The sequence below is a fragment of the Nocardia rhizosphaerihabitans genome, assembly GCF_014646295.1.
In the GTDB taxonomy this organism is placed as follows: domain Bacteria; phylum Actinomycetota; class Actinomycetes; order Mycobacteriales; family Mycobacteriaceae; genus Nocardia; species Nocardia rhizosphaerihabitans.
In genome coordinates, this window is record NZ_BMNE01000002.1 from 739581 (window position 1) to 755199 (window position 15619).

15 protein-coding genes are annotated in these 15619 nt (G+C 68.9%); 6 read left to right on the forward strand and 9 right to left on the reverse strand.

Annotated features, from left to right (window positions below):
• Window positions 1-2: 2 nt before the first annotated feature.
• Window positions 3-296, reverse strand: coding sequence for a 4a-hydroxytetrahydrobiopterin dehydratase (locus IEY60_RS09860; protein ID WP_189026306.1), 294 nt, complete (start codon window positions 294-296; stop codon window positions 3-5).
• A gap of 55 nt (window positions 297-351) precedes the next feature.
• Window positions 352-528 carry a hypothetical protein gene (locus tag IEY60_RS09865; protein ID WP_181696559.1) on the reverse strand — a complete coding sequence of 59 codons (177 nt, stop codon included), beginning with the start codon at window positions 526-528 and terminating at the stop codon, window positions 352-354.
• A 124-nt stretch (window positions 529-652) separates the two neighbouring features.
• On the opposite strand from IEY60_RS09865, the gene typA reads away from it, so the two are divergent.
• The 4 genes from typA (at window position 653) to IEY60_RS09885 (ending at window position 5776) form a co-directional block, all read left to right on the forward strand.
• Window positions 653-2557 carry a translational GTPase TypA gene (gene typA, locus IEY60_RS09870; RefSeq protein ID WP_189026308.1) on the forward strand — a complete coding sequence of 635 codons (1905 nt, stop codon included), beginning with the start codon at window positions 653-655 and terminating at the stop codon, window positions 2555-2557.
• A 143-nt stretch (window positions 2558-2700) separates the two neighbouring features.
• Entirely contained in the window at window positions 2701-4428 is a 1728-nt protein-coding gene (locus IEY60_RS09875) for an ABC transporter family substrate-binding protein (protein ID WP_189027460.1), read from the forward strand.
• Entirely contained in the window at window positions 4425-5318 is an 894-nt protein-coding gene (gene mshB / locus IEY60_RS09880) for an N-acetyl-1-D-myo-inositol-2-amino-2-deoxy-alpha-D-glucopyranoside deacetylase (protein WP_189026310.1), read from the forward strand. Before IEY60_RS09875 ends, mshB begins: the two co-directional genes overlap by 4 nt.
• Window positions 5319-5332: 14 nt before the next feature.
• The gene (locus tag IEY60_RS09885; protein WP_189026313.1) at window positions 5333-5776 is read left to right on the forward strand and encodes a hypothetical protein; all 444 of its coding nucleotides are present in this window, start codon (window positions 5333-5335) and stop codon (window positions 5774-5776) included.
• Between the two features lies 1 nt (window position 5777).
• Here IEY60_RS09885 and IEY60_RS09890 read toward each other — a convergent pair whose 3' ends face one another.
• Window positions 5778-6521 carry a TetR/AcrR family transcriptional regulator gene (locus tag IEY60_RS09890; RefSeq protein WP_189026315.1) on the reverse strand — a complete coding sequence of 248 codons (744 nt, stop codon included), beginning with the start codon at window positions 6519-6521 and terminating at the stop codon, window positions 5778-5780.
• A 141-nt stretch (window positions 6522-6662) separates the two neighbouring features.
• Here IEY60_RS09890 and IEY60_RS09895 point away from each other — a divergent pair, with 141 nt between their 5' ends.
• Window positions 6663-8180, forward strand: coding sequence for an MFS transporter (locus IEY60_RS09895; protein ID WP_189026317.1), 1518 nt, complete (start codon window positions 6663-6665; stop codon window positions 8178-8180).
• A 66-nt stretch (window positions 8181-8246) separates the two neighbouring features.
• Here IEY60_RS09895 and IEY60_RS09900 read toward each other — a convergent pair whose 3' ends face one another.
• The 3 genes from IEY60_RS09900 to IEY60_RS09910 all read right to left on the reverse strand — a co-directional run bounded on the left by IEY60_RS09900 (window position 8247) and on the right by IEY60_RS09910 (window position 10815).
• The gene (locus tag IEY60_RS09900) at window positions 8247-8618 is read right to left on the reverse strand and encodes a DUF1622 domain-containing protein (protein WP_189026319.1); all 372 of its coding nucleotides are present in this window, start codon (window positions 8616-8618) and stop codon (window positions 8247-8249) included.
• Window positions 8619-8707: 89 nt separating this feature from the next.
• A complete protein-coding gene (locus IEY60_RS09905) occupies window positions 8708-10303 on the reverse strand; it encodes a PH domain-containing protein (RefSeq protein WP_189027462.1) in 1596 nt (531 codons plus the stop codon).
• Between the two features lie 11 nt (window positions 10304-10314).
• Entirely contained in the window at window positions 10315-10815 is a 501-nt protein-coding gene (locus IEY60_RS09910; protein WP_189026321.1) for a PH domain-containing protein, read from the reverse strand.
• 149 nt (window positions 10816-10964) lie between these two features.
• Here IEY60_RS09910 and IEY60_RS09915 point away from each other — a divergent pair, with 149 nt between their 5' ends.
• Window positions 10965-13565 (forward strand): bifunctional FO biosynthesis protein CofGH, encoded by a 2601-nt coding sequence (locus IEY60_RS09915; protein ID WP_189026324.1) that lies wholly within the window; start codon window positions 10965-10967, stop codon window positions 13563-13565.
• Between the two features lie 23 nt (window positions 13566-13588).
• Here IEY60_RS09915 and IEY60_RS09920 read toward each other — a convergent pair whose 3' ends face one another.
• Genes IEY60_RS09920 through IEY60_RS09930 form a run of 3 tightly spaced genes read right to left on the reverse strand, consistent with a single transcriptional unit; the run spans window position 13589 to window position 15526 of the window.
• The gene (locus IEY60_RS09920; RefSeq protein ID WP_189026326.1) at window positions 13589-13936 is read right to left on the reverse strand and encodes a thiocyanate hydrolase; all 348 of its coding nucleotides are present in this window, start codon (window positions 13934-13936) and stop codon (window positions 13589-13591) included.
• Window positions 13933-14664 carry a thiocyanate hydrolase subunit gamma gene (gene scnC / locus IEY60_RS09925; protein ID WP_189026328.1) on the reverse strand — a complete coding sequence of 244 codons (732 nt, stop codon included), beginning with the start codon at window positions 14662-14664 and terminating at the stop codon, window positions 13933-13935. The genes IEY60_RS09920 and scnC overlap by 4 nt, the downstream gene beginning before the upstream one ends.
• Window positions 14665-14686: 22 nt before the next feature.
• A complete protein-coding gene (locus tag IEY60_RS09930) occupies window positions 14687-15526 on the reverse strand; it encodes an SH3-like domain-containing protein (RefSeq protein WP_189026330.1) in 840 nt (279 codons plus the stop codon).
• Window positions 15527-15619 lie beyond the last annotated feature (93 nt).

The window sequence follows — 15619 nt, forward strand, 5'->3', positions numbered from 1 at the left end:
ACTCAGCCGCCGACGATCTCGTCGATGGTGTGCGCGAGCGCGGTGTCGTTCGCGGTCAGGCCACCCACGGAGTGCGTGCTCAGGGTGAAACGCAGTGTGCGCCACCGGATATCGATGTCGGGATGATGGTCGGCCGCCTCGGCCGCCATGGCGACCCGGCGGACCAGGTCGATCCCTGCAGGGAAAGAGGAAGCCTTGAATGTGCGGGTGATCGCGTCGCCGTCGCGCGACCACTCCGGCAGCGTGGCCAGGGCGATGGTGATCTCGGGGTCGGAGAGCAATGCCGGTTTACCCATACCTGCAGTTCTACGCCTCGTTCGGGCAGCACGCATCGCCCGCCGTCGATGCGCCTCAGGCGGCGCGCGCCTGCTTCAGGGCCTTTTTGAGATCTTTGCCGCACACTCCGGCGGCCTCGGCCTTCTTCATTCGCATGATGACGACGGGGCATTTGAAGCAGCGCGTCTTCTTCCTGCAGCACTTTTTCTTAGGCTTGAGGCTGGAAACCTTCTTCGCCTTCACCTTGCCCATATGGGTTAGCGTACCCTAAGTACAAAGCCTGACACGTGCGTGCCACTCTCGTACCGGTACGGTGTAACAGGCCGCGATGCCAGATGAATGCGCGCCAATACACCAACAGCAGGAGGATTGAGGCGTGTCGTCTACACGCGATTTTCGCAACGTCGCCATCGTGGCCCACGTCGACCACGGCAAGACGACGCTGGTCGACGCCATGCTTCGTCAGTCGGGCGCGTTCGCTGAGCGAGCCGAACTGGTCGACCGGGTCATGGACTCCGGAGATCTGGAGCGCGAGAAGGGCATCACCATTCTCGCCAAGAACACGGCGGTCCACCGCCATCACCCCGACGGCTCCGTCACCGTCATCAACGTGATCGACACCCCCGGCCACGCCGACTTCGGTGGTGAGGTCGAGCGCGGCCTGTCCATGGTCGACGGTGTCGTGCTGCTCGTCGACGCCTCCGAGGGCCCGCTGCCGCAGACCCGGTTCGTGCTGCGCAAGGCGCTCGCGGCCAAGCTGCCGGTGATCCTGGTCGTCAACAAGACCGACCGCCCCGACGCCCGGATCGAGGAGGTCGTCGAGGAGTCGCACGACCTGCTGCTCGACCTGGCCTCCGACCTCGACGACGAGGCCGCCGAAGCCGCCGAGCTGGCGCTGGACCTGCCGGTACTGTACGCCTCCGGCCGTGAGGGCAAGGCCTCCAAGGAGCGTCCCGAGAACGGTTCGGCGCCCGACGCCGAGAACCTCGACGCCCTGTTCGACGTGCTCATGGAGAACATCCCGGCGCCCAAGGGCAACCCGGAGGCTCCGCTGCAGGCCCACGTCACCAACCTCGACGCTTCGGCCTTCCTCGGCCGTCTCGCCCTGGTTCGCGTGCACAACGGCGAGCTGCGCAAGGGTCAGAACGTCACCTGGATCAACGCCGACGGCGCCAAGCAGGTCAAGATCACCGAGCTGCTGCAGACCATCGGCGTCGAGCGTCAGCCGGGCGAGGTCGCCGTCGCCGGTGACATCGTCGCGATCGCCGGCATCCCGGACATCATGATCGGCGACACCCTCGCCGACACCGAGAACCCGGTCGCCCTGCCGCGCATCTCCGTCGACGAGCCCGCCATCTCGGTGGTCATCGGCACCAACACCTCGCCGCTGGTCGGCCGGGTGCAGGGCCACAAGCTGACCGCACGCATGGTGAAGTCGCGCCTGGACCAGGAACTGATCGGCAACGTGTCGCTGCGCGTGCTCGACATCGGCCGTCCCGACGCCTGGGAGGTGCAGGGCCGTGGTGAGCTGGCGCTGGCCATCCTGGTCGAGCAGATGCGCCGCGAGGGCTTCGAGCTGACCGTCGGCAAGCCGCAGGTGGTCACCAAGACCGTCGACGGCAAGGTGCACGAGCCGTTCGAAGAGCTGACCATCGACTGCCCCGACGAGTACCTGGGCGCGATCACCCAGCTGCTGGCCGCCCGCAAGGGCAAGATGGTGCAGATGAGCAACCACGCCGCGGGCTGGGTGCGCATGGAGTTCATCGTGCCCTCGCGTGGCCTGATCGGCTTCCGCACCGTGTTCCTCACCGAGACCCGCGGCACCGGCATCGCCAACGCCGTCTCCCACGGCTACGCGCCGTGGGCCGGTGAGATCCGCGCCCGCCACACCGGTTCGCTGGTGTCGGACCGCGCGGGCACCGTCACCCCGTTCGCGATGATCCAGCTGGCCGACCGTGGTCAGTTCTTCGTGGAGCCGGGCTCGGACACCTACGAGGGCATGGTCGTGGGCATCAACCCGCGTGCCGAGGATCTCGACATCAACGTCACCCGCGAGAAGAAGCTGACCAACATGCGCAGCGCGACCGCGGACACGTTCGAGACCATGGCCAAGCCGCTGCAGCTCGACCTGGAGCTGGCGATGGAGTTCTGCGCAGGCGACGAGTGCGTCGAGGTCACCCCGGAGGTGGTCCGCGTGCGCAAGGTGGTGCTCGGCGCCAACGAGCGTGCTCGCGACCTGTCGCGCCGCAAGGCGCGTGACCGCGCGGTGAGCAACTCCTGATCGAGTTCTGACAGTGGGACGGTACTTCGGTACCGTCCCACTGTCGTTTTCGCAGAGACCGGTGCCGGGATCCGGACAGATGGGCGAGGTAGGGTGCCAGAGTGAGTTCGGGGGTCAGACGCGCAAGGTGGCGCGTGGCGGTGATGGTGATGGCGGCCTCGACGGCGGTCGTCGCCGGTTGTACCGCGAATCCACCGCCGCCGATCGAGAGCACCGATTCGCCCAAGACCACCCAGGCCAAGCCGGGGAAGAACACCGTCGTGGTGGCGATCGATGACATCGGCATCGGCTTCAATCCGCATCTGCGCTCGGATCAGTCACCCGCGACGAACGCGGTGAGCTCGATGGTGCTGCCGAGCCCGTTCCGGCCGGTGCCGAACCCGTCGCTGCCCGGCGTGGTCGACCGGGTGCCCGACGCCTCGCTCATCGAGTCGGCGGATGTGACGGCCCAGGAGCCGTTCACGATCACCTACACGCTGCGTAATCAGGCCAACTGGTCCGACGGTGCCCCGATCGCGGCCGAGGACTTCCGGTTCCTGTGGCAGCAGATGACCACCCAGCCGGGCGTGGTCGATCCGGCGGGCTACCGGCTGATCTCGGACGTGGCGTCCTCCGGTGGCGGCAAGACGGTCACCGTGACGTTGACCCAGCCGTATCCGGCCTGGCGCGAACTGTTCTCGAACCTGCTGCCCTCGCATCTGGTGAAGGACTCGCCGGGCGGGTTCACCAGCGGCCTGGTCGACCGGATTCCGGTGTCGGGCGGCAATTTCACGATCAAGTCCGTCGACCGCGGCCGCGACGAGATCCTGCTAGAGCGCAACGACCGTTTCTGGGGCACCCCGGCCGCACCGGACCAGATCCTGTTCCGCCGCGGTGGAACTCCCTCGCAGCTGGCCGAATCGCTGCGCACCGGTGACGCGCAGATGGCGCTGGTGCACGGCGGGGTGGCCACCCAGGCGCAGCTCGCCGCGATCCCGTCGGTGCGGACCAACATCATGCCGCAGGCCAGGGAACTGCAACTGGCGCTCAACGGCCGCTCCGGCGACCTGACCGACGTGCGGGTCCGCAAGGCGGTGCTCGCGCTGCTCGACCCGGCGCTGCTGGCCACCGTCGGCGCGCAGACCGGCGGCTGGGTGGAACCCGCACGCGCGCAAGTCCTTCCGCCGTCGAGCCCCGGCTACACCCCGACCGCCCCGCCGCGGCCGACCACCGACGAGGCGTTCGCGCTGCTGGCCGAGGCCGGTTTCGGGCGTGCGCCGGAGACACCGCAAACCGGTTCGCCGACCTCGCCCGCCCCGCGCCCGCGGTCGGTCGCGCGCAACGGCAAGGGGCTCTCGGTGCGGATCGGCGCCGTCATCGAGGACGCGCAGGCGCAGGCCGTCGCGAACACCGCCGCCGACCAATTGCGCAGTGCGGGCATCGAAGCCACGGTCCGCGGCCTGCCGGCCGACGAGCTGTACGGCAAGGAACTCACCGAGTCGGGGATCGACGCGATCGTGGGCTGGGAGCTGGCAGGCGACGACCCGGCGACCGTGCTGGCCTCGCGCTACGGCTGCCCGCCCGTGGAGGTCGCCGGTGCCGACAGCAAGTCGCTGGCCGCGGCCGAGGCATACCGCAAGGCGCCGAGCAATATCGGCGGCGTGTGCGATCCGGCCCTGCAACCCTCGATCGACGAGGCACTACGCGGTATCGACGTGCCGCGCATCCTGACCGAGGCCGAACCCCGGCTGTGGGAACTGTCGACCGTGCTGCCGATCGTGCAGGACAATGTCGTCGCCGCGGCGGGCCCGCGGGTGGACGGTGTGTCGCTGTCCGGGGCGATCCAGGTCGGCATCTTCGGAGATACGGCGCAATGGCGGAGGCTCCCATGACGCAATCCCACCGTGGCACCGGCGGTCTGCTGCTGGTGCACGCCCACCCCGACGACGAAACCCTCACCACCGGTGGCACTATCGCGCATTACCGTCGCCGCGGCGTTCCGGTCACCGTGGTGACCTGCACGCTCGGCGAGGAAGGCGAGGTCATCGGCGAGCGCTGGGCGGGCTTGATCGCCGGCCAGGCCGACCAGCTCGGCGGGTACCGCATCGCCGAACTCACCGCCGCGCTGGCCGCGCTGGACGCGGGCGAGCCGTGGTTCCTCGGCGGCGCGGGCCGGTGGCGCGATTCCGGCATGGCGGGCACGCCGTCGGCCGAACATCCGCGGGCCTTCGTGAATTCCGGTGACGCCGCGGTCGACGCGCTCGTCGCGGTGCTGCTGGAACTGCGCCCGCGTGTGGTGGTCACCTACGACCCGCGCGGCGGCTACGGCCACCCCGACCACATCCGCGCCAACGAGATCACCACCGCCGCCGTCGCCGCGGCCGCCGAGCAGGGCTGGGACGTTCCCAAGTTCTATTGGACCGTCACCGACGGCGACCTGCTGCGCCAGCACACCGCCGCCCTCGCCCGTCGCACCGTCGACGAGCTGCCCGGCGCGCTGCCCGCCGGTTGGCGGTTGCCGATCGAGGCCGAGCTGGCCGCGATGTCGACCAGTGGCGTGACCACCGTGGTCGACGTGTCCGACGCGGTCTCGGCCAAGCGGGCCGCGATGCGCGCGCACGCCACCCAGGTCACCGTCGCGCCCAGTGGCCGAGAGTTCGCCCTGTCCAACAACATCGCGCTGCCGGTCCTGCCGGAGGAACATTTCACGCTGGTGCGCGGCACCCGTGGCCAGGTCGGGGCGGACGGGTTCGAGCACGACCTGTTCGCCGGTCTCGAGTGAATAGACTCGCCGCCATGGTGACCGACTCCGATCAGCCCGCAGGTACCCCCACCGCCGTGCTGCGGTCCGTGCGCCTGCCCGCTGGACTCGACCCGGTGCTCTCGGGTCTGATCGTCGTCGCGCTGCTCGCCGACGCGCTGATCACCCTGGCACTCGAGGTGCTGTTCCTGCCGCTCTACATCGGCACCCTCGCGTTTCCGGTGGCCGCGCTGCTGGCGGCGCCGATCAACGTGGCCCTGGTCTACGGCATGGAATCGGTGACCGACCGGCTCGGCTTCACCTTCGCTCCGATCGTGGTGTGGGTCTTCGGCTTCCTCGTTGCGTCCTCGCGCGGGCCAGGCGGCGACGTGCTGCTCGGCAGCGACGGCCGCACCCTGCTCCTGCTGGCCTGCGGTGTGCTCGCGCCGCTCGCCTACCTCTACTACCGCGCGAATTTCGGCCTGTTCCGGTCGAGCTGAGTCAGCCGCGCCGGGTTTCGGCGCCGTCCAGGAGCAGGTCGATGGCCTGGGTGAACCTGCTGACCACCCCGGCCGCCGCTTCGGCGACGACCTGCGGACGCTGCTCGACGTAGCGCCGGTGCAGGCGCGGGTACCGCGTCGACGCGGCCGCGCTGGCCGCCATCACCTGGTCGACCCACTGCTGGGTCGACAGCCCGCTGCGGGCGACGGTCATCAGCATCGCCGCCTCGTTGGCGCAGGCGCCGACGATGAACTGGAAAACGGTGTTGGTGGTGATGTCGACGACGTCGTCGTCGAAGCCGCCCGCCTCCACGATGGCGAGCATCGAGTCGGTCAGCCGCATCATGTTCGGGCCCAGGTAGGTCAGGGCCGCGTTGCTGAGCACGATCGTGATCCACGGGTGCGCCAGCAGGGTCGCGCGCAGTGCGTCGGCCTGCTCGTGCATCGGCACGCGCCAGTGCTGCGGGTCGGGCGCCGGGCACTTGACCTCGCCGATGACCTGGTCGACGACCAATTCCAGTAGTTCGTCCTTGTTCGCGACGTGGGTGTAGAGCGAGGTCGCGCCCGCGCCGAGCCGCGCGCCGAGCTTGCGCATGCTCAGCGCGTCGAAACCCTCCGTGTCGAGCAGGCCGATCGCCTCGGCCACGATCTGGTCCCGGCTGAGGGCAGGCTGGTCGCGTCGTTCGCGCGCGGGCCTGGTCCAGACCGATGCGATCGCATTCGAGTTCGTGCTGGCTGCGGCCATCGCTTGCCTCCTCCGGTGGGTGATTACGTGCACTGTACGGACATCGTACAACGTTCCTCTTGCGAACATCGTGCGAATAACCGTACAGTGTGCGGCATGCCCGCACGGCGTGCGGAGAACTTCGAGAGGAGAGCGCGAACCATGCTCACAACGACTTCCGCGGACGAGAGGGTCCGCAATCCCCGCCGCTGGCTGATCCTGATCGTGCTGTGCCTGAGCTCGCTGGTGCTGGTGGTGGACAACATGGTCCTCACCGTCGCCATCCCGCAGATCGCCACCGATCTCGGCGCGAGCTCCCAGCAGATCCAGTGGATCATCGACGCCTACCTGCTGGTGTTCGCCGGCCTGCTGCTCACCTCGGGCAGCCTGTCCGACCGGTTCGGCCGCAGGTTGGTGATGGTGATCGGCCTGGTGCTCTTCGGCGGTGCGTCACTGCTGGCCGCCTATGCGGGCAGCGCCGAGCTGTTGATCGCGGGCCGTGCGCTGATGGGCATCGGCGGCGTGCTGATCATGCCGAGCACGCTGTCGATCCTGATCACCGTCTTCGACGACGACGAGCGGCCCAAGGCCATCGGCGCGTGGAGCGCGGTCGCGACGGTCGGCATGGTCGGCGGTCCGGTCGTCGGCGGTGTGCTGCTCGATCACTTCTGGTGGGGTTCGGTGTTCGTGATGAACGTGCCGATCGCGGCGGTCGCCATCGTGGCGGCGCTGGTGCTGATGCCGGAATCCAAGGGCCCGTGGCGCAAGCCCGACTTCCCCGGCATGCTGACCTCGATCATCGGCATGACCGCGCTGGTGTGGACCATCATCTCGGTGCCGCACGCCGGCTGGACCGACCGCGGTGTGCTGACCGGCTTCGCCGTGACCGTGCTCGCCCTCGGCGCCTTCGTGATTCGTGAACTGCGCACCGATGCGCCGATGGTCCCGCTGCAGCTGTTCCGCAATCGCACCTTCACCGGCTCCAGCTTCTCGCTGGTCCTGGTGACCTTCGCCAACGGCGGCCTGGTACTCGTGCTCACCCAGTACCTGCAGTTCGTGCTCGACTACTCGCCGATGGAGACCGCCCTGGCCTTCACGCCGATGGCGATCACCCTGCTCGTCGCCAACGGTATCGGCGCGGTGCTGGTCGGCAAGGTGGGCGCGCGGATCGTCACCATCGCGGGTCTGGTCGTCGTTGCCGCGGGCTTCGCGGTGCTGGCGACGCTGGACGCCGGTGCGAGCTTCACCCTGCCCGCCGTCGCGATGGCGCTGCTCGGCGCCGGTGGCGGTCTGGCGATGCCCGCCGCGATCGGTGCGCTGATGAGCGCGGTGCCCGAGGACCACGCCGGCGTCGGGTCGGCGCTCAACGACACCATCCAGCAGGCAGGCGCCGCCCTCGGTGTCGCGGTGCTCGGCGCCGTGCTGGCCGGTACCTTCGCCGGCGCCATGCCGGATTCGGCGCCCGCCGCGGCCAGGGAGTCGATCGCGGGCGCGGTCGGCACCGGCGACGACACCGTCATCGGGCTGGCCAGGGACGCCTTCTGCACCGCCATGCAGGTCACCTTCGGCGTCGGCGCCCTCGCCTCGCTGGCCGCCGCGGTACTCGCGGTCATCCTGATGCGCGACACGAAAGCTGTTGCGGGTCAGGAAGAACCGGCGAAGGAAGCGGTCACGGTCTAGTTGCCGCAGTACGCGCGAACGGCCGGGAGTCGGCTGACTCCCGGCCGTTCGCCGATGCCGGTCCCCTCACGGCGAGGCGACCGTCGACGAATCGGATTTCGGGTGCTGCCACGGCCACTGCCCGGTCAGTTCGAGCTGTAGCGAATAGCTGAGGAAGGTTCGTACCAGCACGATCAGTGCCAGCACGCCGACGCTGGTGAAGCTCGGCGAGATGGCGACCGATCGGATGATGTCGGCGGCGACCAGGAACTCCAGCCCGAGCAGAATGGCCCGGCCGAGCCCGCGGCGGTAGCTGCGATACGCGTGTTCGAAGTCCCCGCGACCGGCCACCTCGCGGGCGAAGCGAATCGTGCCGATCAGTCCGCCGAGCACGATCGCGGCGACGCCCGCGGCGTCGAGCACCTTCCCCGCGGTCTCGATGATTTCGGTGAACTCCACGAACCGCCCTCCGTCCGCACCACAACACCTCTCAGGAGGCTACGCCGCACCCCCATCGGTAGCGGGTGGACACTCGGTGTGACCGGCGATCAGCGTGTGCCCCGCAGACCGGGCGTGACGGCATCGATCAGCGCGACGGCCTGGTCGATGGGGATGTCGACCACCTGGTAGGCCTTCTTGCCCGCGGCGGTGGCGGCGACCACGGTGGCCAGGCCTGCCCTGCGCTGCCAGTAGGTGCGGCGGAGGGTCCAGCCGATGATGCCGGGCGCCTCCAGGCAGTCGCGATTGCGGTCGAGGCTGCCGCGGCGGGTGATCAGCCAGGTGGGGCCGGTGCTGCCGGGCAGTACGCGGTGGCCGAGGCTGCGGTAGCGATCCTCGGCGAGCACGGCATTGAGGACGGCGAACACGACGGGCACCGACCAGATCCAGGTGGGCAGCGGACCGGTGGTCACGGCGAGGACGATCAGCACCGCGGCCAGGATGCCGACCGGCCACGCGGCCTTCGTATAGCGGCGACGGCGTGCGGCCGGACCGTGCTGGATCAGGTCCATCGTGCCGAGAGCTGAGCCGGTGATCGGTTGCGGCGCAGCATAATCCGCGGGCTTTGTCAGGAGCTCCGGTGTGCGGGAGTGCACCGCCTGCTCTCCGCCGCTCTGCCCGCCCGGCTTGCGGCGGGTGCGGAGGAGTTCGTCGAGGGTGCGTTCGACGGCGGTGCGTGGCGCCTGGGGCAGGATCTTCTGGCGCGGATTCTCGCCGGTCATGATCATTTCCAGCTGGGCGGCCTTGGCGGCGCGCAGCAGCAGGGGATCGTTGAGGGTCGCGCCGCGGAAGCGGGCCAGGTCGAGGGTGATCTGGCGTTTGGTGAACAGCCCGTGGTGCAGGTGCAGGGTGGCGCCGTTGTCGATCACCCGCAGCCCGAACCACAGGGCGAGGTACTGCGCGCACGCGGCGAGGCTCACCAGGATCACCGAGAGCAGGATCAGTCCGGAGATGACGATCGCCGCGATCGGTGCGCTCTCGTCGTCGATGTGTTGCACGGCGGCCGATCTCGACAGCACGTCGATGAGCCCGTACTGGGCGCCGATGCCCGCGATCGGCGCGACCACCGCCAGACCGGTCAGCGACAGCGGCGCGTAGCGCACCCACGCTGTCTGCCAGTGCCCGATCTCGGTGCCCGCCTCGCTTGCCGATTCAGCAGGTGAGACATGATGCGCCACATCGGAGTCGGACTGCCCTGGCACGTATTGCCCGGTGTGCGCGAGCAATTCGGCGCGCAGAGCGGGAATGCGGCTGATGTCGAGCGCGTCGAGCTTGAACTCCTCGCCCTTGTCGGTCTGCTTGCCGGTGCCGATGGCCAGCACCGCCAGACCCAGAATCCGGTGCAGCAGATCGGCTTCCACATCCACCGACCGGATCCGCGGCCGCGGCACCGACAGGGTGCGCCGCTGCACGATCCCGCTGCGCAACTGCACATGATCGGCGTCGATGCGGTAGGAGGTGGTGAACCAGCGGGCGACGCCGTACGCGGCGACCAGCGTCACCGGGATCAGGGTCCACAGCGGATTACCGCTGGTGGTGCCGACGATGACCGAGCCGAGCAGCACCGGAATGTATTTCATGATCTCGGTGACCGGGTACACCAGCAGCATGCGCGGATCGAGCCGCTGCCAGTCGGCGAGCTGCATCGCGGACCCGGTCACGTCGCGTCCCCGCGATGCTGGGCGGCGATGGCGGCCAGCCTTGCCACGGTCTGCTCGGCGTCCGGCAGATCGAGCGCGCTGATCTTCACCGCGCCCGCCGAGGACGCGGTGGTGACGGTGACGGTGGCCAGCCCCAGCATCCGTTCCAGCGGCCCGCGCTCGGTGTCGACGGTCTGCACCCGCGAGATCGGCGCGACCCGCGACTCCTGATCCAGCCACCCGACCCGCGTGTACACGGCCTCGTCGGTGACCTCCCACCGATGCACCGCGTACCGCCACAGCGGCACGACGACCACCCCGAGCACCGCGAGCGCGACGATCACCAGCCCCGCTGCCACCTGCCACCCGCGCCGGTCCGCGTCGAGCATCGCCCACACCGCGAGCGCCACGCACAGCATCCCGATCCCGATCGCGTTCTCCAGCGCCCACAGCAGCTTGGCCTTGGAACTCGGACGCCAGGCCGGTTCGGCCAGAATGGTGGAGCGCGGCAGCGACATGGTGCCATGGTTTCATGCGGGGGCGGTGAGATCACCCCCTCGGGAATATGTGCGGTCGTGTGGAGGGTTGTCGTCCGACGAGGATGACCACCGCGTGCCCGCAGCGGGCCCGTGACCAGCCGACCGCACGTTCGGGAAAGAAGTAGCGCATGATCGACGGGGTGACCGAGCTTCCGAACCCGAGCGTTCCCCTGCCGCCGCCGAGTCCCGCCGCGATGCGCCGGGCGCTGCGCCGGGCCCGCGACGGTGTCACCCTGAACGTCGACGAGGCCACCGTCCTGCTGCACGCCACCGGCGACGATCTCGCCGACCTGTGCGCGAGCGCGGTCCGGGTCCGCGACGCGGGCCTGGAATCGGCGGGCCGCCCCCGCACGATCAGCTACTCGCGCAATGTCTTCATCCCGCTGACCAAGCTGTGCCGGGACAAATGCCACTACTGCACGTTCGTCACCGTGCCGGGCAAGCTGCGCGCCGAGGGCCACGGCATGTTCCTCGAGCCGGACGAGGTGCTCGAGATCGCCAGGCAGGGCGCGGCGCTGGGCTGCAAGGAAGCCCTGTTCACCCTCGGTGACCGGCCGGAGGACCGCTGGCCCGAGGCCGCGCAGTGGCTCGACGAACGCGGCTACGACTCCACCCTGGACTACCTGCGCGCGGTCTCCATCCTGGTGCTCGAGGAGACCGGCCTGCTGCCGCATCTGAACCCCGGCGTGATGAGCTGGGCCGAGATCGCGCGCCTCAAGCCGGTCGCGCAGTCGATGGGCATGATGCTCGAGACCACCTCCACGCGGCTGTTCACCGAGAAGGGCCAGTGCCACTACGGCAGCCCCGACAAGGACCCGGCGGTGCGGCTGCGCGCGATCACCGACGCGGGCAGGCTCTCGGTGCCCTACACCACCGGCATCCTGGTCGGCATCGGCGAGACGCTCACCGAGCGCGCCGAGTCGATCATGGCGATCCGCAAGCAGCACCGCGAGTTCGGGCACATCCAGGAAGTGATCGTGCAGAACTTCCGCGCCAAGGACGACACCGCCATGCGCGATGCCCCCGACGCCGATGTCGCCGAATTCCTGGCGACCGTCGCGGTGACGAGACTGCTTCTCGGACCGGATGTTCCGGTGCAGGCGCCGCCGAATCTGGTCTCGCACAGCGATTGCCGCGCCCTGATCGACGCCGGCATCGACGACTGGGGTGGGGTCTCGCCGGTGACGGTCGACCACGTGAATCCCGAACGCCCGTGGCCGAACCTGGACACCCTGCGCGAGATCACCGAATCGGCCGGATTCACCCTGGTCGAGCGCACCTCCGCGCATCCGAAATACGTGCGGGCCGGGCACCCGTGGATCGATCCGCGCATCGGCGCGCACGTCGCCGCGCTCACCGATCCGGCGACCGGTCTGGCCAGGCCCGACGCGCTGCCGGTCGGCCTGCCCTGGCAGGAACCCGACGAATCGTGGGATTCGGTCGGCCGCGTCGACCTGAACACCGCCATCGATACCGAGGGTCGAAACACCGAGAGCCGCAGCGATTCCGGGCTCGGCCAGGAGGTCGTCGGCGCGTTCGGTGACTGGGAGACCATCCGCGAACACGCCCGCGACCTGGCCGTCACCGCGCCCGAGCGGCTCGATTCGGACGTGCTCGACGCCCTGCGCGCCGCCGAGAAGGACCCGGCCGGACTCACCGACGACCAGTACCTCGCGCTGGCCACCGCCGACGGCGTGAACATGGATGCCATTGCGGCACTGGCCGATTCGCTGCGCCGCGAGGTCAACGGCGACGACGTCACCTACGTGGTGAACCGGAACATCAACTTCACCAACATCTGCTACACCGGCTGCCGGTTCTGTGCGTTCGCCCAGCGCAAGGGCGACGCGGACGCCTTCACGCTGAGCACCGACGAGGTCGCCGACCGTGCCTGGGAGGCGCATGTCGACGGCGCCACCGAGATCTGTATGCAGGGCGGCATCGACCCCGAACTGCCTGTCACCGGCTATGCCGATCTGGTCCGCGCCATCAAAGCCCGCGTCCCGTCGATGCACGTGCACGCGTTCAGCCCGATGGAGATCGTCAACGGCGCCTCCCGCGGCGGCCAGAGCATCCACGACTGGCTCTCGGCGCTGAAAGAGGCGGGGCTGGACTCCATTCCGGGCACCGCGGCCGAGATCCTCGACGACGAGGTCCGCTGGGTCCTCACCAAGGGCAAGCTGCCCACCTCGGCCTGGATCGAGGTGATCACCACCGCGCATCAGCTGGGCATCCGGTCGAGCTCGACGATGATGTACGGCCACGTCGACAACCCCAAGCACTGGGTGGGCCACCTGCGTGTGCTGCGTGGCATCCAGGACGAGACCGGCGGCTTCACCGAGTTCGTCCCGCTGCCGTTCGTCCACCAGAGCGCCCCGCTCTACCTGGCAGGCGCGGCCCGCCCCGGCCCCACCAACCGCGACAACCGCGCGGTGCACGCCCTGGGCCGCATCATGCTGCACGGCCGCGTCGACAACATCCAGACCAGCTGGGTCAAGCTCGGCACCGTCGGCACCCAGATGATGCTCACCGGCGGCGCCAACGACCTCGGCGGCACCCTGATGGAGGAAACCATCTCCCGCATGGCCGGCTCCCAGCACGGCTCGGCCAAGACGGTCGCCGAACTGACCGAGATCGCCGCAGGCATCAACCGTCCCGTCCGCGAACGCACCACCGTCTACGGAACAGTGGAAGCGAAACCTGTCGCCCTGCCCCTGACAGTCAGCTAGCGGCGAAGATTCGCGAGTCCGGGTCAGGATTCGAGGCGGGCCCGGATGGTGGCGAGGCGTTCTCGGAGTTCGCGCTCGTCGATGATGCCGCGTGTGACGAGCGAATGCGCCAGGGCGACGAGCTGGTTCTCGGGGTAGGGCAGGCTCGCATAGAGGGTCGCCGAGAGCGTGTCTTCTTCGTCGCGCCTGCGCTGGAAATCCGGGATGTCGGCGTCGCAGCGGGCGTGGTCGAGGGCGTCGCAGATTCCGTCGAGGCTGGTTTTCCACGGCGGCACGGGATTGCCGACACCGTAGGCGGCGGCCATGCGCGGCCACACCTGGTTGCGTTCGACGATGGCTTTCAGCGGCTCGATGTCGTGGGGCGTGCTCATTGCCCGCTCCCTTGCTCGGTGACCGGGTGGACGGCCGGACGGGTCGCGGTGATCACGTTCGTGGTCACGCCCGGCTTGGGCAGGGCGACGCCGATCAGACAGTCGCGGGTGAGGATCTCCGTGAGCTGATCTTCGTCCCAGCCGTCGGTACCCGCGGGGCGCAGGGGCATCACCATGAAGCGGTGCTTCTGGTTCGAGTCCTGCACGCGCACCGCGACGTCCTCGGGCAGGGTGAGCCCGAACTCGGACAGCACCTGGCGCGGCCAGCGGACCATGCGCCGCCGGTAGTTGGGCGTGCGATACCACTCGGGTGAATTGCCCAGGATCGGGCGCGGATAGCACGAACACAGCGCGCACACGATCACGTTGTGCAGGGTCGGGGTGTCTTCGAGGATCGAGAACGCCGTGAAGTCGCTGGGTGTGCCGAAACCTGTCGGCTCCAGCCAGTCCACGCCGACTTCCTTGCTCGCGGTCATCGGTTCGGCGAGCGCGAGCGCCTTGAAGTCCGGATCGAGCCAGGACTTGGCCACCAGGCGCGCGGCGGGCGTCGGGCCGATCTGTTCGGCGAATTCGGTGAATCGCCGGTGTTCCTCGGCGGTGAAGATGCCCTTTTCGATGCACAGCTCGCGCAGTGCGATCTCCAGCACTTCGAAATCGGTGATCTCGTCGACCATCGGTGCGACGGTACGTTCGTGATCGTGATCGTGATCGTGCTCGTGGCCGGTCATGGAGTCCTTTCCCGATCAGGTGTCAGTTCGCCGGGCTGAGCCACCGTTCGGGGATCTCGGTGCGCAAGACGTCGGTGCCGATCCCGGTGTAGGTGTCCCACAACTGCGACAGGTTGAACTCGACGACATAGAACCACTCGGGCTTCGCATCGTGGCGGTCCCACGTCTCGTCCTCGGGGGCCGGGCTTTCGTAGGCGAGCGCGGCGATCTTCCCGACCGCGCCGCGCACGTATTCCGGCGTGCGGGTGTAGAACAGCGCGGGCAGTTCCCGCACGAGCACCTGTTCGCCGACCTGGAACCGCGCCGCGCCCGCACGACCCGCGAACACCTGCGGATCGCCCTTGCCGACCGCGTCGATGTGATGGCGATTGCGCTCGACCTGCGAGCCGTCGCCCGCGAACTTCGGCTCGGCCGTCGGCGTCTTCCCGGCCAGGCCGCCCTCGTAGCGCGCCTTGACCTCGAGCATCCGCTCACTCAGTTCCGTCAGCCCGATGTGCTGCTTCTCGGCCAGAACCCGCGCGACGGCCAGCAGCCATCTACCGTAGTAGGGAAGGCCGAGGTACATGGTGCGTCCGAGATCGACATTGCCGATCCGGCGCCGCTCCTCGGACAGCCAGATCCCCCGCCAGGCCAGCACCTCGCAGATCACATAGGTGTTGTGCTCCCACGTCTCGTACTGCTTGTTCTCGTACCTGATGGGAGCATCGGGCTCACCGCCCACATCGTGATCGGTCTTGAGGTACGCCCACAGACGTGCGTGGTCGAGGAGGTCGGGAGCCGGTGCATCGGGAAGCTCGGGATAGGAGGACTTGAGCCGGGCAACCAGATCCAGCGCGGCCGCACGATCTTGCGCCGTATTCATGGCGAGTCCCTTCGTCGCGCGGAGACAACGAGTTCCTTGCACCAAATCTAGGGCCCCATACTGCGAAGGTAAAGAGTGATCGGCTGATCGGGA

Coding starts and splice junctions, on each gene's coding strand:
- IEY60_RS09890 (WP_189026315.1), bottom strand. CDS start 6,521: ATGGCCGCAGCCAGCACGAACTCGAATGCGATCGCATCGGTCTGGACC.
- IEY60_RS09915 (WP_189026324.1), top strand. CDS start 10,965: ATGATCGACGGGGTGACCGAGCTTCCGAACCCGAGCGTTCCCCTGCCG.
- IEY60_RS09930 (WP_189026330.1), bottom strand. CDS start 15,526: ATGAATACGGCGCAAGATCGTGCGGCCGCGCTGGATCTGGTTGCCCGG.
- IEY60_RS09905 (WP_189027462.1), bottom strand. CDS start 10,303: ATGCAGCTCGCCGACTGGCAGCGGCTCGATCCGCGCATGCTGCTGGTG.
- scnC (WP_189026328.1), bottom strand. CDS start 14,664: ATGACCGGCCACGAGCACGATCACGATCACGATCACGAACGTACCGTC.
- IEY60_RS09910 (WP_189026321.1), bottom strand. CDS start 10,815: ATGTCGCTGCCGCGCTCCACCATTCTGGCCGAACCGGCCTGGCGTCCG.
- IEY60_RS09865 (WP_181696559.1), bottom strand. CDS start 528: ATGGGCAAGGTGAAGGCGAAGAAGGTTTCCAGCCTCAAGCCTAAGAAA.
- mshB (WP_189026310.1), top strand. CDS start 4,425: ATGACGCAATCCCACCGTGGCACCGGCGGTCTGCTGCTGGTGCACGCC.
- IEY60_RS09920 (WP_189026326.1), bottom strand. CDS start 13,936: ATGAGCACGCCCCACGACATCGAGCCGCTGAAAGCCATCGTCGAACGC.
- IEY60_RS09895 (WP_189026317.1), top strand. CDS start 6,663: ATGCTCACAACGACTTCCGCGGACGAGAGGGTCCGCAATCCCCGCCGC.
- IEY60_RS09885 (WP_189026313.1), top strand. CDS start 5,333: ATGGTGACCGACTCCGATCAGCCCGCAGGTACCCCCACCGCCGTGCTG.
- IEY60_RS09875 (WP_189027460.1), top strand. CDS start 2,701: ATGGTGATGGCGGCCTCGACGGCGGTCGTCGCCGGTTGTACCGCGAAT.
- IEY60_RS09860 (WP_189026306.1), bottom strand. CDS start 296: ATGGGTAAACCGGCATTGCTCTCCGACCCCGAGATCACCATCGCCCTG.